The sequence below is a fragment of the Colwellia polaris genome, from assembly GCF_002104515.1.
Lineage (GTDB): Bacteria > Pseudomonadota > Gammaproteobacteria > Enterobacterales > Alteromonadaceae > Cognaticolwellia > Cognaticolwellia polaris.
The window spans coordinates 15,008-40,472 of the sequence record NZ_NBOE01000002.1; the positions used below are offsets into that span (position 1 = coordinate 15,008).

The 25,465-nt window shown below is 38.9% G+C and carries 21 protein-coding genes and 2 riboswitches; of the genes, 12 read left to right on the forward strand and 9 right to left on the reverse strand.

Features of this window, described 5'->3' with window-relative positions; genetic code table 11:
- Nucleotides 1-813: a cobalamin-binding protein gene (locus tag B6A32_RS04530; RefSeq protein ID WP_085301563.1), complete on the reverse strand. Its 813-nt coding sequence runs from the start codon at nt 811-813 to the stop codon at nt 1-3.
- Between the two features lie 452 nt (nt 814-1,265).
- Here B6A32_RS04530 and B6A32_RS04535 point away from each other — a divergent pair, with 452 nt between their 5' ends.
- The 5 genes from B6A32_RS04535 (at nt 1,266) to B6A32_RS04555 (ending at nt 6,465) form a co-directional block, all read left to right on the forward strand.
- Nucleotides 1,266-1,934 (forward strand): histidine phosphatase family protein, encoded by a 669-nt coding sequence (locus B6A32_RS04535; protein ID WP_085301564.1) that lies wholly within the window; start codon nt 1,266-1,268, stop codon nt 1,932-1,934.
- A 123-nt stretch (nt 1,935-2,057) separates the two neighbouring features.
- Nucleotides 2,058-2,233, forward strand: a riboswitch (cobalamin riboswitch).
- A 165-nt stretch (nt 2,234-2,398) separates the two neighbouring features.
- Entirely contained in the window at nt 2,399-3,463 is a 1,065-nt protein-coding gene (gene cobT / locus B6A32_RS04540; protein WP_085301565.1) for a nicotinate-nucleotide--dimethylbenzimidazole phosphoribosyltransferase, read from the forward strand.
- Complete coding sequence (locus B6A32_RS04545) at nt 3,453-4,307, forward strand: adenosylcobinamide-GDP ribazoletransferase (RefSeq protein ID WP_085301566.1); 855 nt, start codon at nt 3,453-3,455, stop codon at nt 4,305-4,307. The genes cobT and B6A32_RS04545 overlap by 11 nt, the downstream gene beginning before the upstream one ends.
- Nucleotides 4,304-4,972: a bifunctional adenosylcobinamide kinase/adenosylcobinamide-phosphate guanylyltransferase gene (cobU, locus tag B6A32_RS04550; protein ID WP_085301567.1), complete on the forward strand. Its 669-nt coding sequence runs from the start codon at nt 4,304-4,306 to the stop codon at nt 4,970-4,972. The genes B6A32_RS04545 and cobU overlap by 4 nt, the downstream gene beginning before the upstream one ends.
- Nucleotides 4,969-6,465, forward strand: a complete 1,497-nt coding sequence (locus B6A32_RS04555) for a cobyric acid synthase (protein ID WP_085301568.1) — start codon at nt 4,969-4,971, stop codon at nt 6,463-6,465. Before cobU ends, B6A32_RS04555 begins: the two co-directional genes overlap by 4 nt.
- Before the next feature lie 110 nt (nt 6,466-6,575).
- Here the strand turns inward: B6A32_RS04555 and B6A32_RS04560 are convergent, their stop codons facing one another.
- The 5 genes from B6A32_RS04560 to B6A32_RS04580 form a co-directional block, all read right to left on the reverse strand.
- Complete coding sequence (locus B6A32_RS04560; RefSeq protein WP_085301569.1) at nt 6,576-8,057, reverse strand: cadherin repeat domain-containing protein; 1,482 nt, start codon at nt 8,055-8,057, stop codon at nt 6,576-6,578.
- The gene (locus B6A32_RS04565; protein WP_085301570.1) at nt 8,058-10,055 is read right to left on the reverse strand and encodes a TonB-dependent receptor; all 1,998 of its coding nucleotides are present in this window, start codon (nt 10,053-10,055) and stop codon (nt 8,058-8,060) included. It abuts the gene before it with no gap.
- 103 nt (nt 10,056-10,158) lie between these two features.
- Nucleotides 10,159-10,332, reverse strand: a riboswitch (cobalamin riboswitch).
- A gap of 428 nt (nt 10,333-10,760) precedes the next feature.
- Nucleotides 10,761-11,282 carry a prepilin-type N-terminal cleavage/methylation domain-containing protein gene (locus B6A32_RS19560; protein ID WP_085301571.1) on the reverse strand — a complete coding sequence of 174 codons (522 nt, stop codon included), beginning with the start codon at nt 11,280-11,282 and terminating at the stop codon, nt 10,761-10,763.
- Between the two features lie 173 nt (nt 11,283-11,455).
- Nucleotides 11,456-12,547: a phosphotransferase enzyme family protein gene (locus B6A32_RS04575; RefSeq protein ID WP_085301572.1), complete on the reverse strand. Its 1,092-nt coding sequence runs from the start codon at nt 12,545-12,547 to the stop codon at nt 11,456-11,458.
- A gap of 410 nt (nt 12,548-12,957) precedes the next feature.
- Complete coding sequence (locus tag B6A32_RS04580) at nt 12,958-13,794, reverse strand: LysR family transcriptional regulator (RefSeq protein WP_085301573.1); 837 nt, start codon at nt 13,792-13,794, stop codon at nt 12,958-12,960.
- A 130-nt stretch (nt 13,795-13,924) separates the two neighbouring features.
- Between B6A32_RS04580 and B6A32_RS04585 the strand changes: the two genes are divergently transcribed.
- The 4 genes from B6A32_RS04585 (at nt 13,925) to argR (ending at nt 19,077) form a co-directional block, all read left to right on the forward strand.
- On the forward strand, nt 13,925-15,118 hold the full coding sequence (locus B6A32_RS04585; protein ID WP_085301574.1) for an acyl-CoA dehydrogenase: 1,194 nt from the start codon (nt 13,925-13,927) through the stop codon (nt 15,116-15,118).
- 96 nt (nt 15,119-15,214) lie between these two features.
- Nucleotides 15,215-17,419, forward strand: a complete 2,205-nt coding sequence (locus tag B6A32_RS04590; protein WP_085301575.1) for a dehydrogenase E1 component subunit alpha/beta — start codon at nt 15,215-15,217, stop codon at nt 17,417-17,419.
- The gene (locus B6A32_RS04595) at nt 17,416-18,486 is read left to right on the forward strand and encodes an ACP S-malonyltransferase (protein WP_085301576.1); all 1,071 of its coding nucleotides are present in this window, start codon (nt 17,416-17,418) and stop codon (nt 18,484-18,486) included. The genes B6A32_RS04590 and B6A32_RS04595 overlap by 4 nt, the downstream gene beginning before the upstream one ends.
- A gap of 105 nt (nt 18,487-18,591) precedes the next feature.
- Entirely contained in the window at nt 18,592-19,077 is a 486-nt protein-coding gene (argR, locus tag B6A32_RS04600) for a transcriptional regulator ArgR (RefSeq protein ID WP_085301577.1), read from the forward strand.
- 103 nt (nt 19,078-19,180) lie between these two features.
- Here argR and B6A32_RS04605 read toward each other — a convergent pair whose 3' ends face one another.
- Together B6A32_RS04605 and ispB are read right to left on the reverse strand one after the other, a co-directional pair.
- Nucleotides 19,181-20,287, reverse strand: a complete 1,107-nt coding sequence (locus B6A32_RS04605; RefSeq protein ID WP_085301578.1) for an aldose epimerase family protein — start codon at nt 20,285-20,287, stop codon at nt 19,181-19,183.
- 239 nt (nt 20,288-20,526) lie between these two features.
- Nucleotides 20,527-21,498: an octaprenyl diphosphate synthase gene (gene ispB / locus B6A32_RS04610; protein ID WP_085301579.1), complete on the reverse strand. Its 972-nt coding sequence runs from the start codon at nt 21,496-21,498 to the stop codon at nt 20,527-20,529.
- A 240-nt stretch (nt 21,499-21,738) separates the two neighbouring features.
- Here ispB and rplU point away from each other — a divergent pair, with 240 nt between their 5' ends.
- The 3 genes from rplU to cgtA all read left to right on the forward strand — a co-directional run bounded on the left by rplU (nt 21,739) and on the right by cgtA (nt 23,653).
- Entirely contained in the window at nt 21,739-22,050 is a 312-nt protein-coding gene (gene rplU, locus B6A32_RS04615; RefSeq protein WP_077285540.1) for a 50S ribosomal protein L21, read from the forward strand.
- Between the two features lie 16 nt (nt 22,051-22,066).
- Nucleotides 22,067-22,324, forward strand: coding sequence for a 50S ribosomal protein L27 (gene rpmA / locus B6A32_RS04620; protein ID WP_081151723.1), 258 nt, complete (start codon nt 22,067-22,069; stop codon nt 22,322-22,324).
- A gap of 168 nt (nt 22,325-22,492) precedes the next feature.
- Entirely contained in the window at nt 22,493-23,653 is a 1,161-nt protein-coding gene (gene cgtA, locus B6A32_RS04625) for an Obg family GTPase CgtA (protein ID WP_085301580.1), read from the forward strand.
- Nucleotides 23,654-23,866: 213 nt separating this feature from the next.
- Here the strand turns inward: cgtA and B6A32_RS04630 are convergent, their stop codons facing one another.
- Entirely contained in the window at nt 23,867-25,309 is a 1,443-nt protein-coding gene (locus B6A32_RS04630; protein ID WP_158088448.1) for a PQQ-dependent sugar dehydrogenase, read from the reverse strand.
- Nucleotides 25,310-25,465: the final 156 nt, after the last annotated feature.

Genomic DNA, 25,465 nt, shown 5'->3' on the forward strand with positions numbered 1-25,465 from the left:
TTATGTACGTTCAGCCCATTGTTTTATAATATTTGCCAACTGTGCAACACCATCGGTAAGTGCCGCGGGGCCAGGTTGTAAAATATCTGTTGAGTTTATTTCAAATATATCACCATTTTGTATTGCTGGAATGGCTTGCCAACCAACTCGTGAAGTAACTTTTTCTTCATCGAACTTACGACCACACCATGAAGCAATGTAAATATCAGGCTGCTTAGCTATTACCTCGCTGGCATCGGCCACAATACGGTTTTTTGCTAAAGATTGCGTCGAAAACTCTTGATAACAATCTATACCACCGGCAATTTCTATTAATTCGCTCACCCAGCCAATGCCGGTAATAATTGGGTCAAACCATTCTTCAAAGTAAACTTTTGGGCGTTTAGGCAGTTGTTCGGCTTGTTGTTTAACTTTTCGTAAGTTGTTTTGCATGTCTGCGACGAGTTTTTCACCTTTAGCTGGTTGGCCAATTAATGCTGAAACGGTGCGGATCATTTGTAAAATTTCACTGATACTACGATGGTTAAAACAGTGGACTTGAATACCTTCTTTGATTAAGTCGGCAACAATATCAGCCTGCATATCTGAAAATGCCAAGACTAAATCTGGCTTAAGCGATAATATTTTTTCAGTTCTAGCGGTAATGTAAGCACTTACTTTGGTTTTTTCTTTTCGCGCGCGTTCAGGGCGCATGGTGTAAGCTGAAATGCCGACAATACGATGATCTTCTTCCATAAGATATAGTGCTTCGGTGGTTTCTTCGGTTAAGCAAATAATGCGTTCTGGCCATTTAGGTTCAGGAACTAAAGTCATGCATTTTCCTTGTTACTTACAGTAGTGTTTTGTTTTATTAGTATTATATTTACATGCAATCGTCGACATTGCATTTGATGAGTTTTACTTTATCAAAAACTACGCAGTAATGATTGGTTTTTTAGTGCTTGTAACACCGAGTGTTTAAGTAACCTGAACTCTGGATAAGCAGCACTTGCTCAATGCTCCCTTTTAAGCCATTTTCTGCGTTAAAACGTCGATAAATAGCGCGCTATTCATAAACGTTTTGCCTTAAAAATGGCATAAAATGAAGCATTGATGATGTCTATTCGTGATGTTCACCTAGCTAGAGCATTTACTTTATCAACTAAGCTTTTGATTCACTTGAGTATCAAGCAATCATTATCCAGAGTTCAGGTTAAGTAAAGTTGTTTCGTTGTTAATACAGCAAGTTTATTTGCTAGACTGTATGCAATTATTGCTAAAAAATCATGGAAATTAGCTTGTTAGTGTTTAATGTTTATTTGTTACGTCATGGTGAGCTTGTTGAGAGTGGAATTTTATGTGGGCGCTCAGATATTGCTTTATCACATAATGGCAAGCAACAACTTGTTGAAGCGACAAAAGGCTTAGTAGATATTTCACAGTGCTACAGTTCACCTCTTATTCGTTGTCGAGCGTTTGCAGAAAGCTATTGTCAGCAAATTGATATTTCATTAAAGGTGACGCCTGATTTGCAAGAAATGGACTTTGGTGCTTGGGACGGGCAAAGCTATCAAACACTTTGGCAACCTCAAACTGCAATAAGTAATGCAGAGAAAGCACTAACTTTAGGTGGTTTTTGGCAAAACCCTTGGCGATGTCAGCCGCCAAATGGTGAGACTATGACAAGCTTTACCGCACGTATTGATCGCTTCTGGGCGGATTTATTAGCGCAATTTGAGCAGTCCGCTCAAAAAGATCAGCAACCATATCGAACAAAAAATACTTTAGTCGTTAGCCATGGCGGGGTTATTCGCTATATTTTAGCTAAAGTACTTGGTTTACCTATTCCGGGTGTTAACCATATGGCCAATATCGACGTACCTTATGGTGCACTTATTCATCTGCAAGTTACTGTTGATGAAAGCGGAAAAGCTTGGCCGAAGCTAATGCTTTAGTCATGGTTTAGTTATGGTTTAGTTTTGCTGTCAGCGCAATATTGCAAACATTTATGGTTTCACTGAGTTTAAAAAACTTGCTATTTCCCCCTCGCTGTTGATAATCGCGAGATTAATTAAATAATGTCATATTCAATTTTACATTCATGATTGAAGGTAAAACTGGGAATGTGGTGAAAATCCACAACTGTGCCCGCAACTGTAAGTAGCGCATATATTTATCTCTAAGTCATAACGTTATTGACTAAAGTAGGGTGAGTGCTAAAAGTCAGGATACCAGGGGAAATATAGATATTAATTACCACGTCGAGCGGGTTACTCGAGCATTGGAATTTTATTTTTACATTGAAAGCTATGCCATCAATGGTAAGATATCTCTCCCTTAAGCCTCTAAACTCATCAACGTTATTCATAACTTGTCAGCCTATATATTTTATAGGCTTGGCCATTGTTAGGTGTTGAAAATGTTTAATATTCAAGCGGTTAATTACGAACACTCAAATAAAATTCAAGCCATAATTGACGGTAAAACTAAGCCGCTAGGCGCATTAGGCGATCTCGAACTTTTAGCTAAGCAAATAGCTAATATTCAGTTAACAACCGCTGCCTTTGACCCTAGTAAAAACATGGCATGTAAGCTCAAAATTAACGTTCCGCACTTAACTGTTTTTGCTGGCGATCATGGTGTTGCGAGCGAAGGTGTATCTATAGCACCAAGTGAAGTTACAAGCCAAATGGTGGCAAATTTTGCCCGAGGTGGCGCAGCCATTAATGTATTTAGTCAACAACTAGGTTGGCAGCTTAGTATTGTTGATGCAGGCATTTTACAGCCGATTTCATCTGCAGCAGTTATAGAACAACGCTTAGGCAATATCACCCAGGCGATTAATCAGCAAGAGGCGATGACTCAAACGCAAGTTGATCAAGGTTTTGTAATTGCTAAAAAACACATAGCAGCACTTCAAAAAACAGGAAGTAATGTTGTTGCTTTTGGTGAAATGGGCATTGGTAATACCACGATTGCTTCCGCGATAATGGCGGCAATTATGGCTATTCCTGCCAGTGAAGCTGTCGGGCGTGGTACCGGTGTTTCTGATGAAATAGTACTGAAGAAACAACAAGTGGTTGAACAAGCGCTTGCGCTTCATCAAGATAAACTCACTAATGCTGAAGCTATTTTGCGCTGTTTAGGCGGTTTTGAAGTGGTGCAAATTACCGCTGCAATGTTAGCCGCGGCAGAAAATAAAATGTTAATTGTGGTTGATGGTTTTATTTGCACAGCGGCGGCAATGTTAGCAATTAAATATAATGCCAAAGTAAAAGACTATATGGTTTTCGCTCACTGTTCAGGTGAGCAAGGTCACGAAAAAATGCTGCAATGGTTACAAGTGAAACCGCTACTAAATTTAGGGTTACGGTTGGGCGAAGGTACGGGAGCAGCTTTAGCATTACCTTTAATTCAAGCCGCAGTGGCTTTTTATAATGATATGGCAAGCTTTGCTGATGCAGAGGTTACTGATGTTACCTGAGTCAGAGCATGTACCATTAAAAACAACCAAACGAGACTTGCTTGCGCAGCAATGGCAGTTATTCTTATTGGCTGTCAGTTTTTTCACTCGAATCCCAGTTAACATGAAGGTTGATGTAACCGCGAATATGTTAAATGAAGCAAGTCGTTATTTTGCTTTAGTCGGCGTACTCATAGGAATAGGCTCAGCGCTAAGTTTTTATTTAAGTGTTTTGTATTTCCCTATTGAGTTAGCTTTGTTAATTGCCATGGCAACGAGTGTGCTTTTAACCGGAGCCTTTCATGAAGATGGTTGGGCCGATGTTTGGGATGGTTTCGGCGGTGGCTGGACCGTTGAGAATAAACTTAATATTATGAAAGATAGTCGCTTAGGCACTTATGGCGCAGCAGCATTGTTTTTTATTTTAATGATTAAATATCAAGCGCTGTTGGCGTTAATTCAACAAAATATGGTGCATGTTAACTTGATAAACGATGGGTTGAGCGTGTTGTCTATTTTAGTTTTAGGACATTGTTTAAGCCGAGTGCTTGCGACCAGCTTAATTGCCGATATGCCGTATGTAACTGAAGATGCCACTTCAAAAGTAAAGCCTTTAGCACAAGCATTATCAAACAATAGTTATTTAACGTTACTCGCTACTGGTATAGTGATCCTGTTTATAACTTTATCTTTTAGTGTTATTTGGCTGTTAGTGGTTATTTTGTTATTAACGCGATGGTGTTTAAAACGCTGGTTTATACGGCAGTTAGGTGGTTATACCGGCGACTGTTTAGGCGCTGCGCAACAGTTTTCAGAAGTGGTTATTTATATCTCACTACTTACCCTGACATCGGCGGGCGTATGACTGAAATGGTGAAACATAACATTCAGTTAATTCTAGGCGGCGCACGTTCAGGTAAAAGCGCATTAGCCGAGCAATATGCGCTGTCGTCAACGCTGCCAGTAACTTATATTGCGACCGCACAAGCGCTAGATGCTGAAATGGCGCAAAGAATTGCGCAGCATCAAGCAGAGCGTCCAGCGCATTGGCGATTAATAGAAGCTCCTTTGCAATTAAGTGCGACTATTGAATCGATTATCTTTGAAGCTTCATTAAATAAATCATCAGGTGTTTGTATTTTAGTTGATTGCTTAACTCTGTGGCTAAGTAACAGTTTATGTCAGTCGAATTCAAGTCCTAATAGCAATAATAAAGCAAGCCAAGACAGTGGTAATATTGATTACTGGCAGCAAGAAAAACAGCAATTTCTTAGGTTGTTAAATAGCCTTCAAGATTTAAGTATCGAGGGGGGAAACCGCCAGGCATTCGCGATTGAAATTATTTTAGTCAGTAATGAAGTGGGGCACGGCATAGTGCCAATGGGGCAATTGTCGCGCCAATTTGTCGATCAGGCAGGGTGGTTGCATCAAGCGATTGCTAAAGTTGCTGATCAAGTCGAATTTGTTATGGCAGGCTTGCCACTAACATTAAAGCCCTCACAAAATATTAATCAAAAGGCAGCACTTTGAAAACATTAATGGTACAAGGTACTACGTCTGATGCAGGTAAAAGCACTGTAGTTGCAGGGCTTTGCCGAGTATTAGTTAACGCAGGTGTTAATGTTGCGCCATTTAAGCCGCAGAATATGGCACTAAATAGTGCCGTTACTAAAGACGGTGGTGAAATTGGTCGTGCACAAGCTTTACAAGCCATAGCGGCAAAAGTTGAAGCGCGCATTGATTTTAACCCTATTTTATTAAAGCCCAATAGTGATACTGGCGCGCAAGTTATTGTGCACGGTAAAGCGCTTTCTAATATGGAAGCTGGTAAATATCACGACTACAAAAAAGTAGCGATGCAAGCTGTGCTAACGTCTCATCACAGGTTAGCGCTTGAACACGAGGTACTGATTGTAGAAGGCGCCGGTAGTCCTGCTGAAATTAATCTTCGAGCTAACGATATAGCCAATATGGGCTATGCCGAAGCGGTTGATTGCCCAGTTATTTTAGTCGCTGATATTGATCGCGGTGGTGTTTTTGCACATTTGGTGGGAACGCTAGCGTTATTGTCAAAGTCAGAGCAAGCACGTGTAAAAGGGTTTGTTATTAACCGTTTTCGCGGTGACATAAAACTACTGGAGTCTGGGTTAGACTGGCTAGAAGAGCGCACAGGTAAGCCCGTGTTGGGTGTTTTACCTTACTTGCATGACCTAGCATTAGACGCTGAAGATGCCGTAGCACTTGATAATAAAGTGACACAACCGCAAGTAAATATTTTTGTACCTTTGTTACCGCATATGAGTAACCATACCGATTTTGACCCGCTGCGATTGCAAGCCAATATTAATTTACAATACATAAAAATGGGCGAGTCGTTGCAAGGCGCTGATCTCATTATTTTACCCGGTAGTAAAAATGTTAGCGCTGACTTAATGTTTTTAAAGCAACAAGGCTGGCAGCAAGAGATAGAGCAGCACTTACGCTATGGCGGAAAAGTGATGGGTATTTGCGGTGGTTATCAAATGTTGGGTAAAAAAATATTTGATCCTGAGCATATTGAGTCTCATGTTGAGCAAATATCAGGTTTGGGTTTGTTAGATTTTACAACTAAGCTCACGGCAAAGAAAACCTTAAGCCAAGTGTGTGCAACCATAACACTTAATAACGAAACCTGTCAGTTAACGGGTTATGAAATACATTGTGGTGTTTCAAGTGGCTCAGCGTTAAGTAAGCCATTACTTAAGATTCAAGCTCAATCAAACGCTAAAGAGCAGCATGCTATTGCCGATGGCTGTATTTCAAATGACGGGCAAATAATTGCGACCTATCTACATGGTTTTTTCGATTGTCCAGAGCCTACAAAGTTAGTGCTTAATTGGTTGGGTATTAAAGACTTTAAAGCATCTATTATTGATATTACTCAGCATAGAGAAATACAACTAGAGCGCTTAGCTAAGGTTTGTAATGAACATCTTAATATGGCTGAAATTAAACGGATTATTGCTCAAGGGAAAACCACTTAATTACGTTGCCTAACGCCAAAGCGTGCCTTGAAATGAACTGTTAAATTAAGAAATAAAAAAACCGCTAAACAGCGGTTTTTTATTGGCAAAGTTATTGTAAATCGTATTTGTTATTCGATAAACGCAATTGCCGTTGGGTTTAATTCCGTTGCAAATCTAGGTAGCTCATTTACGTCTGTTTCAGTATTTACAACGTCAACACCTGGATTAGCAGGGTTGCTAACACTGATCCAAAGAAAGTTCGCTGCATCTAAGCTAATATGGCTAATTTGCTCAGTGCCGGTTTCAGCTACGGCAGTATCAGCAATAACACCTGTCGTAGGGTTAAAGCTATAAACTGTAGAAAGTACGCGGTATGGCGAGAAAAAAGTTTCTTCAGCAACTAAGTAGCCTTTTGTTGCTGAAACGATAGCACTTGAGCCAATAAATGCGCTAGTGTTCTCAGCAATATCATCAGCCGTTAACACGGTACGTAAGCTGTAATCACTTGCCGTTATTGCTTCAACTCGGCTTAACGTTAAGTCAGTATCGCTGTAAGAATTACGTGTAGTAACATAAACAACACCGTCTTTACTAACAATACTGTTACCTAGTGGATTTACACCAACTAAAGGAATACCCATAACAGTGTCATCAGCATTAGCGTTGGTTTCTATTTCTAGATCAGTTTCAGTGTCAAAAACAGCAATGTAAGCGGTATTTGGCGAGTAAGCGTCGTTCAAACGTTGTAAGGTAATAAAGAGCTTACCATCAACAATTGTGCCGGCTGAAGGGTTTGGCGTGCCGTTACTGTTGTCTTCTGCAATATAAGAATCAAGATCTAATTCGCCAATTTTAAAATCATCAGCGTTAGTTGCTTGTGGGTTTACAATCCATACTTTACTTGAGCCATAGCGTAAAATGTAAGCTTTAGTGTCGCTTAGCGAAACAATATCGTAAGGGTTACGTGAAGTTGAATCGCCAGTGTCTTGCGTAGTGTAGCTCCAAACTTCAGTATCAAGTGCATCGGCATTGTATTTTGCAATTGTGTCAATGAAGAAACGACCGATATGAAAAACGTCTTTGTTGTAACTACGAACAGTGTAATCTGAGCCATCTTTAATATAGTAACCTTTAGTTACTACTTCAGTTTCAGGATCTAATGTAACAACTTCTGAGCCTGAATAATCAGGTGCAACTGTTTGTACAACGGCAAACGAAGGAGTGTCTTTAACATCACCTACGGTTACTTGAATACTCAATTCACCGGTCAGGTTTTTACTGCTGTCATCTGTGGCAATAATCGTTACTGAGAAAGGCCCAACATCGCCATTTTCGAAATCTGGCGCTGATACAAAGCTAAGTTCACCTGCTTGTGTAATGGTAAATAAAGCACTTGAGCTACCAGCTAGCGATAATGTAATAGCATCGCCATCGCCATCAGTAGCATTATAACTGCTAACCAACGTTGTGTTTTCTTCAACAACAGGGCTAGTATCGCCTGTTACAAGTGGCGCATTATTGCTGCCTGAACCGCCACCACAGCCAGCAAGTATTGTTGTACCTATGGCTAAACTTAGTGGCAACATTTGTCTCTTAAAAGTTGTTAACATTTATAATCCCTCGATTGTGTATTTAATTTGGAAGCTACGACCTTGTGATGCTCTATTCGCAAGGTCTTGATATTTATCATTGAATAAATTGTTGGCACTGAAAGTCACGCGATGATTACCTTCTTTCCAATAAACCATTAGATCAGACACTGTGCGGTCGGCCGGGTTACCATTACCTAAGTGACTATCGTCATTTTGAAATCTGTTAATAAGGTTGAAGTACAAGTCTTTGTCTAAGCTAGTTTTAAATGACAATTGCCATGCTTTATTAACTTGATATTTTAGCGAGGCACTGTATTGCTGATGGTAAATGCCCGGTAACTTATTCTGATCAAAAGCGACAAATTCAGATTGCATTTCACTGTCAATTAAATTCACTTGAAAAGATAAAGACAGCGGGGCAAATAATTGATAATTCAGTTGTGCTTCAAAGCCCATTAATTCAGCGTCGCTAACATTTCTATAACTACCAACATTACTTGAATTAAAAATGGCAACAATAGAGTTTTCTAATGTTTGATGATAAACCGAAGAAGATATAGATAAGGTTTTATGTTGATATTGCCCACCAAGTGAGAACGTAACCGCTTCTTCAGGTAGTAAATCATCATTGCCTTTAAAAGAGCCACGATCACCAAAAAGCTCATATAGAGTTGGCGTTCGTACTCCGTCACTAACATTAGCGGTAATTTTAAAACGCTCTTGTTTAACGCTTACACCTAATTCGGTGGTTAAATAATTTTCATCATTTTTCAACTTCTCGGCGTCAGGTTGATTAAGAGCAGAATTTACGTTTTTCTCATGTAGATTACTGATCAAAACATAGGCTTCTAATGGTAATGAAATGGGTTGCCACTCCAAGCGAGAGCCGACGTTGGTTTGTTGTTGCTCTGCTGAAATATCACATGAGCCAATACCATTACATTGAGTGGGTTGGCCGTTATGTTGGCTAATAGATGTAAAGTCTTGTTTATTGAAGCTAATAAAGGGCGTTAAGTTAAAGTTTTGCCAAGTCAGTAAAGGTTTTAATCCTACATGGTATTTTTTAGTTTCGTAATCACTGATATCGAACATAACAGAATCAGGGCTTGAAATATAACGCTCGTTTTTGTCTTCAGCATAAGCTTCTAATTCGATTGAATCTAACCAAGATAAGTTACTTAACCAATGATGCTGATAACTGTAGCGAGTGCTGTCTGAGCTTAATTCTGAACTGTTTTCTGGAGAATTATTACGGTAGTTAGGCAGCGATTTGTCTTGCTCATTATATTGTATATTCAATCTAATTTGATGCTGGCCTAGTTGAATAATGTCATTAATGAAAAATGTTTTTTTAGTAAACTCATTATTTCTTAATGCTTGCTCTGCTGATTTTGTGCTGTCTTCAAAGCTTTGTGGTACCAGAAAATCGTAGTCATTATCACTATTTATATAATGGCCACCAAATGAAAGGCTTTGAGTCTTAAATACTTTATTAAATAATAGGTTAGCTTCGCTATAACCAAATGAGCCTGTGGCAAGGGTTAATTTAGCCGTGTCTTGAGTTGGGCTATAAGTGTTAATACGAATAACGCCACCAATGGGAGTTGCGCCGGTGCCAATCGCTTGGTTTTTACTAATTTCAATACTTTGAATTTGCTCGGTTGGTATTTGGTTTAAGTCAAAACCACCGAATTGACTGTCGTTAATTAATTGGCCGTCGATATAAAGTTGTATTTGCTTACTGCTTGAGCCACGAATAGAGACAGATACAGGATTGCCAATGCCACTTATTTGACGAATTTGAATGCCATTAACTGTTTGTAAAATATCGGCAAGTGTTTGCGATGAATGAACGAAACTTTCTCGTTGTAAAACTTGATAATTGGGGGAATTGAAACTCAGTTCGTTCACCACTTCAATAACTTCAAGATCTTGATCTAAAGCTGTTTCTACTTGTGCAAAAACCGGTGATGCCACAAAGGTAGTTATAAATAAATATCGTAAACGAGAGAACATGAACACCTCAAAAGTTTTTGAGGGGCGTACGGAAGGCAACAGACAATTTAGCAAAACTGTTGCTAATGTCGATATATTTCCGAAGCGCCCACCGCACTGCAAATAATTCTATGTTGTTTAGGCCGGTCTCCGGGCTTAACTTTGCAAAGCAAAGTATTACCGTTGCGGGGGCAGCGTTAGAATTATGCATAAAACATGTCACTAACTTCCCGATTATCTCTTTATTTTTAACGTTGTTAACGTATAAATATCGAGCACCTAAGCAATTTTGAGCGGCAATTCTGACCCCATTACTATGGCTTGTCAACTGTTAGCATTATTAATCTTAAGGCGAATTAGGTTGCCGCTTTAGTGCTTGCAGAATTTACACTTATGAGTATTTTATAGACCTTATAAATACTCTTTCTATTAATTAATGAGGTGGTAGTTAAGGAATCAACACAATTGTAAGTGTTTTCCTTTAACTAAATTAACCTGAACTCTGGATAATGGGTGTTTGATACTCAAGTGAATCAAAAGCTTAGGTGTTAAAGTAAATGCTATAGTAAGGTGAACATCACGAATTTACACCATCAATGCTTCATTTTATGCCATTTCCAAGGCAAAACGTTGATGAATAGCGGGCTATTTATCGACGTTTTAACGCAGGTAATGGCTTAAAAGGGAGGATTGAGCAAGTACTGCTTATCCAGAATTCAGGTTAAATTAACATCCAGAAGAAATAATATCGTATTTCGGGCCAATATTTTCTGATGCGGCTTGGGTGTATCTAAAGTAGCAATTATCATCGCTTACTTGATTATTTTCATTACTGTCATAACCAACAAAAACAAAGTTGGCGCCTTGCTCTTCAAAGATTTTTCTCCCTGAGAGTTTAAACTGTTCAGACACTTGAATTTGTTTATAAACTTCATGATTATCGATATAAGAGTGTAATAACCTTAAATCAACACCATTAAGGTCAATCGAGCCGTTATTGTCCATATCAATATCGACTAAGTCAGGTCGTCCACTCACAGGAAATGTAACATAGCTTGGCAATTTAGACTTAATGAATATCAAACGGTTAGCTGCTTGCACGCTAACACTAAATTGAGTTAATACCGATATTTTAGCTTCTTTTGACAAACTGATGAATTTGGGTAATACGGTGGCTGCTAAGATGCCAATTATTACAATAACAACAACTAATTCAATTAAAGTGAAACCTTTACTACTACGACTCATTTACTACACACCACGGATTTTTATTATTTTTATTAACGATGTTGATTGTTCGTTAGTTTTTTTAAGCCACACTTTAACGAAATATTTTAAAATAACAAGGGGTTGGTTTTATTGAGGTTGTTCTCAGTAAGCAACTAACGCTAGCTTTGCCGTTGAAAGCCCCTGAATAATTTTTAAATTACAACGCTGTTTTGCAATACTATTTCAGTTATCAGAGCGTCATGCTGACAAAATAGTTGGTACAAATGTAATTGGTTTTTTGCTCGGTCTACATTGTGTTTGGCGTAATGGGTTTTAAAGTACGTATCGCCAGTTAAAAAATCAGTTAAAAACCGAATACTGAGCATAAAAGGCATTAATTTTATGCCCAATAATAAACTGTTTTGTTCTGCTGTGCTTAACGCACCATTAAAACCGTTAAGGTAACCTTGGGTTAATACTTTGAGCATGTCAAAATCTATCACCATGTTATCTAATTCAGTACTATCTTCTGCGATTGATACGCAGCAAGTACGCACCATGTCACCAAAGTCATGCATTAAATAGCCAGACATACAGGTGTCTAAATCAATCACCGCAATAGGTTTTTGGGTTATTTGACTAAATAATAAATTATTAATTTTGGTGTCGTTATGAGTAACGTGTAAAGGCAAGGTGGCAGTGGCTTTGATGATGTCTTTAATAAAGGCACTTTGAGACTGAATAAACTCAATCTCAGCTTTAGCAGATATCAACAATGGCGCAGACGTCGATTTTATCGCTTGTTCTAACTGGCTAACTCGGCTGGTTAGATCATGAAAATTTGGAATGATTTCCGCGAGTTTTTTGCTGTCAAAATCACTTAATGCTGAAGTAAATTGTGCAAAGGCTTGGGCCACTGATTTGGCTTGTTCAAGGCTTGTTGTTACCTCTAGAGTAAAGCTTTGAGGTATGTATTGCAGAGCCCGCCAATACTGTTCTGCTACTTTGACATGGTTTTGTTTGTTTAAACACTTAAGTTGAAATACTGGCGTTAAAGGATAACCATTATTTTCACGCTTAGCTTGCAAGTGTGCGCTGATTAAATCAGCATTATTAGTGACTTGCTGTGGCTTTGTAAACACCTGCTGATTCAAACACTGTAAAACAAACTCTTGTTCAGGAGCTTGCACTAAATAAGTGTTATTAATAAGCCCGTTACCTAAATGAGATACTTGGCAATCTTCAAGCTTACAGCCAAATTTTTCGAGCACTAATGCTAATGTTTTATCGCGTGTTACGGTCATAATACTACTGTTTTTTTGGGGAAATAACGTCGTTTATGCATCTTCAATGGGCATTATGTTAAGACAATAGTCATAATAAATACAGCTATCATTGCGGTATTTAAAGCAGTTTTAATACTTAGTTAACCTGAACTCTGGATAATGAGTGCTTGATACTCAAGTGAACCAAAAGCTTAGGTAATAAAGTAAATGCTATAGCCAGGTGAACATCACGAATAGATATCATCAATGCTTCATTTTATGCCATTTCCAAGGCAAAACGTTTATGAATAGCGGGCTATTTATCGACGTTTTAACGCAGAAAATGGCTTAAAATGGAACATTGAGCAAGTGCTGCTTATCCAGAGTTCAGGTTAGTTACATGGCTGACTTAGTTGTAATTGTTATCATCATTGTGAGTTGCAGGTTAACTAGTGAGCATAAGCATGTTTGCGTGCTAAACGTTTTAAATTATTAATAGTCTTCGACGATTGAGAAAAGGCTAGCACAATTTCGCGAGTTAGCTGTAAACCCGTTATAGGCCTAAATACTACGTCGCTTCGCTGCATTATTTCATTGTGAGCTGGCAAAAAAGCACAACCTAAACCCGCATGTATTAAGCCTAAGGCATAATCTATGGTGGTAATTTTGGCTCTAATGTCAAGACTAATGCCGGCTAGTGCGAGGGTGTCTTGCAAGTTGTTCCAAGCACTACAAGGTGTACGCTGTATAAAAGGCAGCCCATCTAATTGCTTAAGCGAAATAGTGTCATTAAGTGCTAATACATGATCAAAAGGCAACGCTAACAAATAGTCTTCTTGCCACATATTTATGTAAGTTTCGTTTTCATGTAATTCATCTTTGAGAATAATACGCGCATCAACCACGTCTGTGTGCGGCACAAGGGTTAGTTCAACGAAAGGGTTTTCAGCAGTAAAATCTTTGAGTAATGAGCTCATGCGTTCTACTCCTAAACCACGAGTTACGCCTAGATTAAAAGGTTGCTTATTAGACTTTTCAGCAAAAACACTTTTTATTGCACCCGCTTGACCAAGCAGTTTTTTTGCTAGAGGAAAAAGTTTAACGCCATGTTCAGAAGGTGTAACACCACGAGCATGGCGAATAAACAAAGGTACATTAAGTTGTTGTTCTAATTGAGCTATTGCAGAAGAGATAGAAGGCTGAGCAATAAAGCAGGCCTTCGCTGCGGCGCTAAAGCTTTTAAGTTCATAAACTGAAATAAAGTAGTTAAGTGATTTTAAATCCATAAATTTATCTTAGACTTGAGGTTTAGCTATAGCTTTAAACTATATCAGTTAAAGAAAAATAATGTTTTAACTTTGGCTGGTATTTGCTTATTATTTTTGCACGAAAATTAATCAGTTAATAGGTAGCTTTATGTCTAACGCTTCAAGTGCAAATCGCCCATCGTTTAAATGGCAAGATCCGCTTTTATTAGAGTCTTTACTGTCTGAAGAAGAAAGAATGATCCGTGATAGTGCTCATCAATATTGTCAAGAAAAGCTGATGCCAAGAATTTTAATGGCAAACCGCAATGAAGTGTTTGATGTTGAAATTATGCGTGAACTTGGGGCGCTGGGTTTGTTAGGGGCGACCTTACCTGAAAAATATGGCTGCGCTGGCGTAAATTATGTCACATATGGCCTAGTGGCACGTGAAGTTGAGCGTGTTGATAGCGGTTATAGAAGCGCCATGAGCGTGCAATCTTCATTAGTTATGCATCCTATTTATGCTTATGGTAATGAAGAACAACGAATGAAGTATTTACCTAAACTTGCCAGTGGCGAACACATAGGTTGTTTTGGTTTAACTGAGCCAAATTCAGGCTCAGATCCTGCCAGCATGAGCACTCATGCCAACGTGGTTGAAGGCGGCTATCGCTTAACAGGCAACAAAATGTGGATAACCAATTCTCCGGTAGCCGATATTTTTGTGGTTTGGGCTAAGCTTGATGGCGTTATTCGTGGTTTTGTTTTAGAAAAAGGCATGACAGGGTTAAGTGCACCAAAAATTGAAGGTAAGTTTTCATTACGTGCCTCTATTACCGGCGAAATCGTGATGGATAATGTTTTTGTGCCAAATGAAAACTTACTGCCAAATGTTAAAGGTTTATCTGGCCCATTTGGCTGTTTGAACAAAGCTCGCTATGGCATTGCTTGGGGCGCTTTAGGGGCGGCAGAGTTCTGCTGGCACGGCGCGCGTCAATACACTCTTGACCGAGAACAATTTGGTCGTCCTTTGGCGGCAACTCAGTTAATTCAGAAAAAACTCGCCGATATGCAAACGGATATTACCACGGGATTATTGGCGTGTTTACAGGTCGGGCGTTTAATGGATGCCAACCAACTAGCGCCAGAAGCAATATCTCTTATCAAGCGTAACTCATGTGGTAAAGCTCTAGAAATTGCTCGCACTGCACGTGATATGCATGGCGGTAATGGAATAGCTGACGAGTTTCATATTATTCGCCATATGATGAACCTTGAAGCGGTTAATACTTATGAGGGCACACATGATGTGCATGCATTGATACTCGGTAGAGCACAAACCGGCATCCAAGCATTTTACTAAAACACTGAATAAGGCGTATTTAATACGTCTTTTTTTTGGGCTTTTTTGAGGTTTTTGAGTTGTAAACCATAATAATAAAAATTCTGTGGAGATATCATGTCTGATCGTAATCAGTTGGTGAAAGAAAATTTTATAAATTTTGTTCGCGCAGGAACGTTGCCAACATCAAGCTGCACCCTAACGCCCGGTGATGTTGGTTTGAGCTCAGCTGAAATTATTGACCTATTTGAAACACAAGTGATGAGTCGCCACCTTGATTTACAATCACGCGTAATGCAGAAAAAAGGTCAAAGTTTTTATACTATTGGTAGTTCAGGCCATGAGGGAAATGCTGCTTATGCTAAGGCTTTTCGAGCAACGGACATGGCCTTTTTGCATTATCGCAGCGGCGCGTTTGTTATTCAGCGTAGCAAGCAAGTACCAGGACAAACTATTTTATATGACATGTTGTTGTCTTTCGCCGCTTCAAAAGATGATCCTATTTCAGGTGGTCGCCATAAAGTATTAGGCAGTAAAGCATTATCTATACCGCCGCAAACCAGTACCATAGCATCTCATTTACCTAAAGCCATTGGCGCAGCATACAGCATTCCACTAGCTAAACGTTTAGCGCACCAAGGAGAAATCCCTAACGATGGCATAATTATTTGTAATTTTGGTGATGCTTCATCGAATCATTCTACTACGCAAGGGGCAATTAATAGCACTGCTTGGGCAGCATATCAGTCGATCCCAATGCCTATTGTTTTTATTTGTGAAGACAATGGAATTGGTATTTCTACGGCGACGCCTGAAGGTTGGGTCGCGGCTAATTATCAAAATAGGGTAGGTATAACCTATCTCCATTGCGATGGTTTAAATATTTTAGACACTTACTACACAGCAAAAAAAGCTGAACACATTGCACGAGAATTACGAAAACCAGTATTTTTACATGTACGCACCGTGCGCTTATTAGGGCATGCAGGATCTGATGCCGAGTTTGTCTATCGTGATATTAGTGATATTACCGCCACAGAATTTCAAGACCCACTGCTGCATACTGCTCGTATTATGCTTGAAAATAATATTTTAACTGCCGAGCAGATGATTGATATTTATCAAAATACTGAAAAACGCATTGCCGATATTGCAGAAAATGCCGCCGGTAAAGAAAAACTAACCAGTGCTGATGCGGTTATGGCGAGTATTATACCAACTGTGCATAAGGCATGTAGTTCAATTGAAGTTACAGATAAAGATCGAGCTGAAATTTTCCAACATGAAAAACATAACTTAACCAAAAAACAGCATTTAGCAAAGTTGATCAACTGGGCATTAATGGATTTAATGGCAGCGTATCCCAATATTGTGATGTGTGGTGAAGATATTGGCAAAAAAGGCGGTGTGTATAACGTAACTGCAAAATTATGTGAGCGCTTTGGTAAAAGTCGCGTAGTGAATACCTTGCTTGATGAACAAACTATTTTAGGAGCGGCGATTGGGTTAGCACATAACGGATTTTTGCCGATCCCTGAAATTCAATTTTTAGCGTATGTACATAATGCTGAAGATCAAATTCGGGGTGAAGCAGCCACGTTACCTTTTTTCTCCAATGGTCAGTTTACAAACCCTATGGTGGTTCGTATAGCCGGTTTGGCATATCAAAAAGGCTTTGGTGGGCATTTTCATAATGATAACTCGTTTGCGGTTTTTCGTGATATTCCAGGCTTGATCATCGCGTGTCCATCGAATGGCGCTGATGCAGTTGAAATGATGCGTGCCAGTGTCCGTTTAGCGCAAGAGCAACAGCGCATGGTGATATTTTTAGAGCCAATAGCCATGTACATGACAAAAGATTTACATCAAGAAGGCGACGGGCTTTGGACATTTGAGTATAAGCCTCCCGCCTTAGAAAATGGCGAAATAGATTTAGGTGTTAAGGTTGCTGGTACTGGAAATGAGTTATGTATTCTGACTTACGGTAATGGCAATTATTTATCACGCCAAGCTCAAGCTAAGTTAGCTGAGCAGGGCATAGATGCGCGGGTTGTTGATTTACGTTGGCTAGCACCGCTTGATGAAACCGGTATTTTGGCGCAAGTAAATAATTGTAAGCACGTACTTATTGTAGATGAATGTCGACAAACAGGTTCAATTAGCGAAGCGTTAGTAACCTTAATAAATGAACAAACAGTTACATGCCCCAATATAAAACGTGTTACAGCCAGCGATAGTTTTATTCCACTTGGTGCTGCTGCTTACCAAGTGTTGCCATCGGTTGAACAAATTATTACTGCCGCGAAGGAGCTTTGCCAATGAGTTCTCAAGATAAAAATTCTACCGCACCTAAAACTAAGCAAAGAGTCGTGGTCATTTGCCCTGGCCGTGGTACTTATAATAAGGAAGAGCTGGGTTATTTACAGCGATTACATAGCGATAAAACTGAAATCGTGTCGTTAATTGATGATTTTCGATCAGGTCAAGGTCAAATCAAAGTCGCTGAACTCGATAGTATGGAAAATTACAGCATGGGTATTCATACCGCTGGTGAAAACGCATCTGCGCTTATTTATGCCTGCGCGCTATCTGATTACCAAGCTATTAATAAAGATGAATTTGATATTGTCGCTGTTACGGGCAACTCTATGGGGTGGTATATTGCCTTAGCTGTTGCCGGCGCTTTAAAGCCAAAACAAGCTATTGAACTGATTAACACTATGGGCTCTATGATGACAAAAGGGCTTATTGGCGGGCAAATGATTTATCCCATTATGGATGAAGAATGGCATATTGACCGCAGCTTAGAAATCAAAGTTATGCAGTGGCTAGCGCAGATAAACGAGCACAGTGATTGTCAGGTTTATCTGTCGATTAACTTAGGTGGTTATTTAGTTTTTGGTGGTAATAAAGCAGGGCTGAAAGCGTTAGAAGAGTTATTACCTAAAGTTCAAGACCGCTATCCAATGCGCTTATTTAATCATGCTGCATTTCATACCCCTTTACTTAAAAATGTGTCGGAGCAAGCAATGCACTTAATGTCAGCAGACATATTTAGTGCGCCAAGTATTCCACTAATTGATGGCTTAGGGCAAGTGTGGCAGCCCTATAGTTGTGATATTGAACAATTATATAATTACACCCTGAACACTCAAGTTGTAGAGCCATATAACTTTTCTAAAGCAATCGAGGTGGCTATTAAAGAGTTTGCCCCTGATAAGTTGATTATTCTGGGGCCGGGTGCTACGTTGGGAGGTGCAGTGGCGCAGAGCCTTATTCGTCATGAGTGGCTTAATTTGACCAACAAAGCTGACTTTATTGCACAACAAAAAAATGCGCCCTTTATTCTTTCAATGGGGCTACTTGAGCAGCGCGAAAAATGTTGCTGAATAACAAGACAAAAAACTAATTAACATTTGAAGATAAAATAAAATAGCTGAAATTTTTTTTATTTTATACAATGGACCTCAGAAATTTTCGTATTGAGTTAAATAATGACCACAAGCCGTAAAAAAAATGAAGCAGAATTAATACTTGCGTTTAAGGCATTACTAAAAGAACAATGCTATGGCTCACAAAGTCAACTTGCTGATGCGCTAGATACACAAGGCTTTAAGAATATGTCGCAAGCGAAAATTTCACGCTTGTTATCAAAGCTTGGTGCTGTAAAAATGCGTAATGCCAGCGACCAAGTTGTATATATCTTGCCTGATGAATTAGCCGTGCCGAAATCGAAGCAAGCAATTCAATCTGTAGTGATCAGTGTTAAACACAATAATATGCAAATTATATTAAAAACAGGTATAGGTGGCGCACCATTAATTTCAAGAATGTTAGACAGCCTAGGTGAGTCGACTGGAATTTTAGGTACTCTAGCTGGCGACGACACTATATTTATTGCGCCAACTGATGTTAACCGTATTGATGAAATAACAAAGGAAATTAGTTTGTTATTAGGTGTTTCTTCTTCATCATCTTGATTTTATACTTGTTTAAAATTATAACGCTGTGTAGTTATCATTATTAACCTAGCGTTAGGTTTTATCTAGGTTATCTACTCTTATACCAGCAATAAAGCGTCGATTATGACGCTTTATTTATTTCTAGCGTGTCAAAAACAAAGCGAGTTCGGCTATAAAAAGGCTGTTCTGGCCTAAGTATTGTATTTTTAATATCAGCAGCGGTTTTCATATTCGCCAGCCTTTGTGGTTCAAAACAAAATGCCGAGTGTTGCTGATAAACACACCCTTGCTTGCCCGTTTGGCTGCCATCAATATAATTAGCCGTGTATAAAATCAAACAGGGTTGATCGCTATACATGGTTAATCGTCGACCTGACTCTGGCTCAAATGCTCTAGCAGCAAAAGTTTCACCATTTATAGCATTGCTATTAATCAACCAATAGTTATCGTAACCTTTGGCAATTTCAATTTGTTGCTCTGAGGAGTTTATAGCTTTGCCTAACGCGCTTAATCGACTGAAATCGTGTGCGCTGTTTTCTACTCTTCTGACTTCACCCGTAGGGTAAATACGTTCATTCATCGGTAAAAAATGTTCGGCATTGAGTTGAACTTGGTGTTGGTAAATATTACCAGCACTATGCCCTGCAAGATTAAAATAGCTATGTTGAGTTAAATTAACAACGGTGGTTTTATCGGTACGGGCAAAATATTCTACTGTTAATTCATTTTGGTTGTTCAGGCTGTATATAACCTTAAAATCAACTGTGCCAGGGAAACCATTATCACCATCAGGACTGGTGTGATGTAATATTAAGCTAACATTTTCAGCATTGCTTTTAGTTGTTGCTAGCCAAAGTTGCTTGTTTAATGCTTGAAAGCCGCCATGAAGCTGGTTGTCGAGATTATTCAAATCGAGCTGATAAGTTTTATGGTGAATAGTTAATAAGCCTTGATCAATTCGTCCTGCATATCGACCGATAATCGCACCTAGATAATACGGGTCGTCTTCATAAGACTCGATGTTATTGTAACCAAGTACTATATCAGCGCTATCACCCTGTTTATCTAAAGTTTCAAGCGCCACAATAATGCCACCATAATTACTAATTTTTACTGTAACGCCATGGCTATTTTTTAGTGTGAAAAGTTGTGCACTCTCGCCATTTTTTAAACAGCCAAAGTTGGCTTGGGTAATAGTAGGGCTGTGAGTCAGGTGTTCTGTCGGCATAAATTTAAAAGCCCGTGAAAAATATTTAACGTATAGTAGCAAGTTGATTGAGGCATTACACCGAGAGTTGTACTTGGAAACTGATTTAAGGAAACTGATTTAAGGAACTGAGCTAAGGTATTGAGCTAAGGTATTGAGTTAAAGCATTGGGTTTATTCAATGTAATTAACAAGAGCTTATTTAAAAATTAGGGTTTACAGTTAGCACATTGACTAACTGCAAACTTAAAGAAGAGTTGTTTAGTGGCTACGATTAGCCGCAATATGTGCTAGCGAAATTAATGCTTGTTTATATGCTGACTCAGGTAACATCGCAACTGCATTTATAGCTTTGTCGGCTTCTTGTTCAGCTTTTTGCTGAGTATAAACTAAAGCACCTGTTTGGGTCATCGCAGCGAGGATATCATTGAGGTTATCCATGCCATTGCCATGTTCTATAGCATCACGAATCATAGCGCTTTGTTGCTCATTGCCGTTTTTCATGGCATACAACAAGGGTAACGTTGGCTTACCTTCAGCTAAATCGTCACCCACATTTTTACCCATTTCTTGAGCATCTGCGGTGTAATCCATAATGTCGTCAACTAACTGAAAAGCAGTACCTAAATGTTTACCGTAATTCAGCATGGCAAGCTCTGTTGCATCGTCTTGTTTTGCTATTACAGCAGCAAGGCGGGTTGCTGCTTCAAATAATTTTGCTGTTTTACAGTAGATAACTTTCATGTAGCTATCTTCTGTGGTGTCGGGATCATTACAATTCATCAACTGGAGTACTTCACCTTCTGCAATAATATTGGTTGCATCAGACAAAATGTCCATAATTTTTAAATTACTCAACTGGCTCATCATTTGAAATGAACGAGAATATAAAAAATCGCCTACTAATACGCTAGCGCTATTGCCAAACATAGCATTAGCTGTTTCACGTCCACGGCGCATATTTGATTCGTCTACAACATCGTCATGTAAAAGTGTTGAGGTATGAATAAATTCAACGATGGCTGCAAGCTGCAGGTGTTCTTCACCTTGATAACCAATGGCTCTTGCCGCTAATACGGTTAGTAGTGGTCGCATACGTTTACCACCACCATTAACGATATAAACACCTAATTGATTAATTAGCGCAACGTCGGAATGAAGCTTCGAAAAAATAAGATCGTTAACCGCGGTCATGTCTTGCTGAGCTAAAGCTTGGATGTTTTTTATATTCATAGAGCGTAACAAGTTACCTTAAATGTTCTTTAATGATAGAATACCCGTAATTTCCGAGGTAATTTTACACGAAATTCATGGTGATAGAAGTTTTGTCAGCAATAAGTTTTTAGTTATTTAAAAATAATAATAAATCATTGCTTTTATACTTGCCCTAACCAATTTCTTCGCGTAGAATTCGCGCCCTATAATTTTAAATTTAAGCGTCGTCCATAGATGATGACGCAGTACGGAGTAGCTATGTACGCGGTATTCCAAAGCGGTGGTAAACAGCATCGTGTAACTGAAGGCCAAACAGTTCGTTTAGAGAAAATTGAACTTGAAATTGGTGCTGCAGTAGAATTCGAAAACGTTTTAATGATCGCCGATGGCGAGAGCATCAATGTAGGCGCGCCTTACATTGCTGGTGGTAAAGTTGTGGCTGAGGTTGTAAACCAAGGTCGCGCTGACAAAGTTAAAATTGTTAAATTTAAACGTCGTAAGCATTCACGTAAAGAAGCGGGCCATCGTCAATGGTTCACTGAAGTGAAAATTACTGGCATTAACGGCTAATTAGGAGCGATTTACAATGGCACATAAGAAAGCTGCAGGTAGTACACGTAACGGTCGTGATTCAGAAGCGAAACGCCTAGGTGTTAAGCGTTTTGGTGGCGAAGCTGTTTTAGCAGGTAACATCATTGTTCGTCAACGTGGAACTCGTTTTCACGCTGGTAGCAACATGGGTATCGGTAAAGACCACACTCTATTTGCTTTATCAGATGGTAAAGTACAATTTGAAGTTAAAGGTCCTAAAAACCGCAAGTTTGTAAGCATTATTGCTGAGTAGTAATACGCAAACTTATAAAACCCTGCTGTTACGCAGGGTTTTTTTTTGCAGGTAATTTATAGTTATTCGTTACAAATTGTATAAAAAATGACAATGTTCAAAACTAATTTGAATAAATCATTTATAATATGTAGCAGAAAATAAAATTTTGGAGTGTTTTAAAACACCATGAAATTCGTAGATGAAGTAGAAATTCGCGTAGAAGCCGGCGACGGTGGTAATGGAATAGTTAGTTTTCGTAAAGAAAAGTACATTGAATTCGGTGGCCCAAACGGCGGTGACGGCGGTGATGGCGGCGATGTATATTTAATTGCTGATGAAAGCTGGAATACATTAATCGATTACCGTTTTGAAAAATTTCATCGCGCGAAACGTGGTGAAAACGGCCGTAGTCGCGACTGTACTGGTAAAGGCTCTGAAGATTTATACCTAAAAGTGCCTATTGGTACTCGTGCTGTTGATATTGATACAGGCGAGCAAATCGGTGACTTAACTCAACATGAGCAAAAGTTACTGGTTGCTAAAGGGGGCTGGCATGGTTTAGGCAATAGCCGTTTTAAAAGTAGTACTAACCGTGCTCCTCGCCAAAAAACTGATGGTACTCCTGGTGAAATTCGAAACTTAAAGCTTGAATTATTACTATTAGCTGATGTTGGCTTACTTGGTTTGCCAAACGCAGGTAAATCAACCTTAATTCGCAGTGTATCTGCCGCTAAACCGAAAGTAGCTGATTACCCGTTTACTACCTTAGTACCTAATTTAGGTGTAGTACGTTTAGACGCTCAACGTAGTTTTGTTATTGCTGATATTCCTGGTTTGATCGAAGGAGCAGCGGACGGTGCAGGTTTAGGTACACAGTTTCTAAAACACTTAGAACGTTGTCGTATCTTATTACACGTAATTGACGTTTTACCTGTTGATGGCTCAGATCCGTTAGAGAATGCAAAAACTATTGTCGGTGAGCTAGAAACTCACTCTGCAGAGTTGGCAGGAAAGCCACGTTGGTTAGTTTTCAACAAGTTAGATTTATTGCTTGAAGAAGAAGCTAAAGAAATTACCGACCGCATTATCGAAGGTTTAGGCTGGGAAGGTGAGGTTCGCAGTATTTCAGCATTTAATCGAACTGGCACTGAAGATCTTTGTCAGGGCGTTATGACTTTTATTGAATCATTACCGCCAGAAGTTGAAGAAGCGCCTATTGATGGTAAAACCGTTGAATTTAAATGGGATACTTATCATGAAGATACAATGGCAGATTTGTCAGATGATCTTGATGATGAAGATTGGGACGAAGATGAATACGATGTAGAAGTTGAATATCGTAAGTAAATTATTTAATTAGCCTGAATACGCTCCAGTAATAGTATATTCAGGCACTGCGGTTATAGGCGATAAATTCATTAATTAATCGCTGTAAAGTCAACTTAAGGCTTATCTTCGCTAAACTTTTATTCGTTAAATATTCGACGTTATATTTCAGATAGATAAAATATAAGACAGTTATGTCAGAGAGTTATTATCTATCTGAAAATTTAATGTTTATTATTTTCCAGCCGGTACCAAACGATAAATAGCGCCTTGGCGTGAACTTCGACTTCCACTATTTAATAACAAATAAATACTGCCATCTGCGGCAACTTTTAGATCTCGGATCCTTCCTTGTCCTTTGATGATCAACTCATCTTTCGTTACTTTATCATCAACAATCGTTAATAAGCGTAATTCTTCTTTAGCTAAGCTGCCTATTAGGGCTTTATTTTGCCAAGTGCTAAATGCATTAGCGTGATAAAACTCTATAGAAGAAACGGCAATAGACGGTGTCCAATGCCATATAGGCTGCACCATACCAACCATAGATGTTTTATCTGTCATTGGCGTACCGTTATAGTTCATACCAAAAGTTGCTAAAGGCCAACCATAGTTATTGGCTTTTGTGATTAAGTTAAGCTCGTCACCACCGCGCGGTCCATGCTCCACAGACCAAATTTTATTGCTTTTTGTATTTAATGTCATACCTTGAGGATTACGGTTACCGTAAGTCCAAATACTTGCTAGTGCTTTTGGCGTATCTACAAATGGATTGTCGCTCGGTATATCGCCATCTAAGGTAAGTCGATGAATTTTACCGTTTGGGCGCGATAAGTCTTGCGCCATTTCTTTATTGCCTCTATCGCCTATAGAGAAGTATAAATCGTTATTTTGAAATACCATGCGATCACCAAAATGAGCGCCTGAAGATAAATGGTGTTTAGTGTCTGCTTTAAATATTTGCTTGTCTGTTACCCAACGACCTTCTTCAATGCGTCCTCGAGTAATAGCGGTCATCGCTTTATTGCCATCGTCTGATTGTGCATAACTTAAATAAATTAGTTTATTGTTTATATAATCAGGGTGTAGTGCAATATCAAGTAACCCGCCTTGTCCACGATGCCAAACTGTCGGAATATCAGCAATTTCAGTCTTTATACCTTGATTAAAGTACCAAAGCTTGCCGCTAACTTCGGTAACTAAATATGAATTGTCAGGCAAAAACTCTATACCCCAATACCCAGCACTATTCTCATCAAGTTTTTCTAACCTAAATTGTTCACCGGCAGCGCTGAATTGCCCATTTTTATGCACCACGGCTTTGTTCATCTGCTCAAGTTCTGACTGATACTTGGTTTCACGAATATAAATAACTAACGATCTGATCTCTTGTGCACTAAGACTGTTCCCCCAAGCCATCATATCAGTGTTAGCAACACCATTTTTAATCACGTTAAATATTTGCTCATCAGACTCACCATGGAGCCATTTATTATCGACTAAAGACTCCCCCAGGCCGCCTTGCATTTTATTGCCGTGACAACTCGCACAATTAGTTTTGTATAATGAATCTACTGAAGCTGAGGCGCTATAACTAAATAATAAATATAGAAAAAATAAACTGAAAAATGTTTTTAATAACTTGGTGGTATTCTGATGCGATAAGCTGTATTGCATAATTGAAGCCTCTTTGGCAATTGCACTAATTATATTCTTAAGCATAAATAATAGTGTCGATTATTAGTATTTTCATATAATAGCAGAGAAGTAATTTACAAAGAATGACAGTGGATAATATTTGAGAACACCAATAGTCAATTGTGATTAAAGTAA

What these genes read in the sequence shown, in the direction of transcription:
- B6A32_RS04630 (WP_158088448.1), bottom strand. Translation starts at nt 25,309, where the DNA reads ATGCAATACAGCTTATCGCATCAGAATACCACCAAGTTATTAAAAACA.
- rplU (WP_077285540.1), top strand. Translation starts at nt 21,739, where the DNA reads ATGTACGCGGTATTCCAAAGCGGTGGTAAACAGCATCGTGTAACTGAA.
- cobT (WP_085301565.1), top strand. Translation starts at nt 2,399, where the DNA reads ATGTTTAATATTCAAGCGGTTAATTACGAACACTCAAATAAAATTCAA.
- B6A32_RS19560 (WP_085301571.1), bottom strand. Translation starts at nt 11,282, where the DNA reads ATGAGTCGTAGTAGTAAAGGTTTCACTTTAATTGAATTAGTTGTTGTT.
- B6A32_RS04595 (WP_085301576.1), top strand. Translation starts at nt 17,416, where the DNA reads ATGAGTTCTCAAGATAAAAATTCTACCGCACCTAAAACTAAGCAAAGA.
- B6A32_RS04545 (WP_085301566.1), top strand. Translation starts at nt 3,453, where the DNA reads ATGTTACCTGAGTCAGAGCATGTACCATTAAAAACAACCAAACGAGAC.
- B6A32_RS04605 (WP_085301578.1), bottom strand. Translation starts at nt 20,287, where the DNA reads ATGCCGACAGAACACCTGACTCACAGCCCTACTATTACCCAAGCCAAC.
- B6A32_RS04560 (WP_085301569.1), bottom strand. Translation starts at nt 8,057, where the DNA reads ATGTTAACAACTTTTAAGAGACAAATGTTGCCACTAAGTTTAGCCATA.
- B6A32_RS04585 (WP_085301574.1), top strand. Translation starts at nt 13,925, where the DNA reads ATGTCTAACGCTTCAAGTGCAAATCGCCCATCGTTTAAATGGCAAGAT.
- B6A32_RS04565 (WP_085301570.1), bottom strand. Translation starts at nt 10,055, where the DNA reads ATGTTCTCTCGTTTACGATATTTATTTATAACTACCTTTGTGGCATCA.
- B6A32_RS04530 (WP_085301563.1), bottom strand. Translation starts at nt 813, where the DNA reads ATGACTTTAGTTCCTGAACCTAAATGGCCAGAACGCATTATTTGCTTA.
- cgtA (WP_085301580.1), top strand. Translation starts at nt 22,493, where the DNA reads ATGAAATTCGTAGATGAAGTAGAAATTCGCGTAGAAGCCGGCGACGGT.
- B6A32_RS04575 (WP_085301572.1), bottom strand. Translation starts at nt 12,547, where the DNA reads ATGACCGTAACACGCGATAAAACATTAGCATTAGTGCTCGAAAAATTT.
- rpmA (WP_081151723.1), top strand. Translation starts at nt 22,067, where the DNA reads ATGGCACATAAGAAAGCTGCAGGTAGTACACGTAACGGTCGTGATTCA.
- ispB (WP_085301579.1), bottom strand. Translation starts at nt 21,498, where the DNA reads ATGAATATAAAAAACATCCAAGCTTTAGCTCAGCAAGACATGACCGCG.
- cobU (WP_085301567.1), top strand. Translation starts at nt 4,304, where the DNA reads ATGACTGAAATGGTGAAACATAACATTCAGTTAATTCTAGGCGGCGCA.
- B6A32_RS04590 (WP_085301575.1), top strand. Translation starts at nt 15,215, where the DNA reads ATGTCTGATCGTAATCAGTTGGTGAAAGAAAATTTTATAAATTTTGTT.
- argR (WP_085301577.1), top strand. Translation starts at nt 18,592, where the DNA reads ATGACCACAAGCCGTAAAAAAAATGAAGCAGAATTAATACTTGCGTTT.
- B6A32_RS04580 (WP_085301573.1), bottom strand. Translation starts at nt 13,794, where the DNA reads ATGGATTTAAAATCACTTAACTACTTTATTTCAGTTTATGAACTTAAA.
- B6A32_RS04535 (WP_085301564.1), top strand. Translation starts at nt 1,266, where the DNA reads ATGGAAATTAGCTTGTTAGTGTTTAATGTTTATTTGTTACGTCATGGT.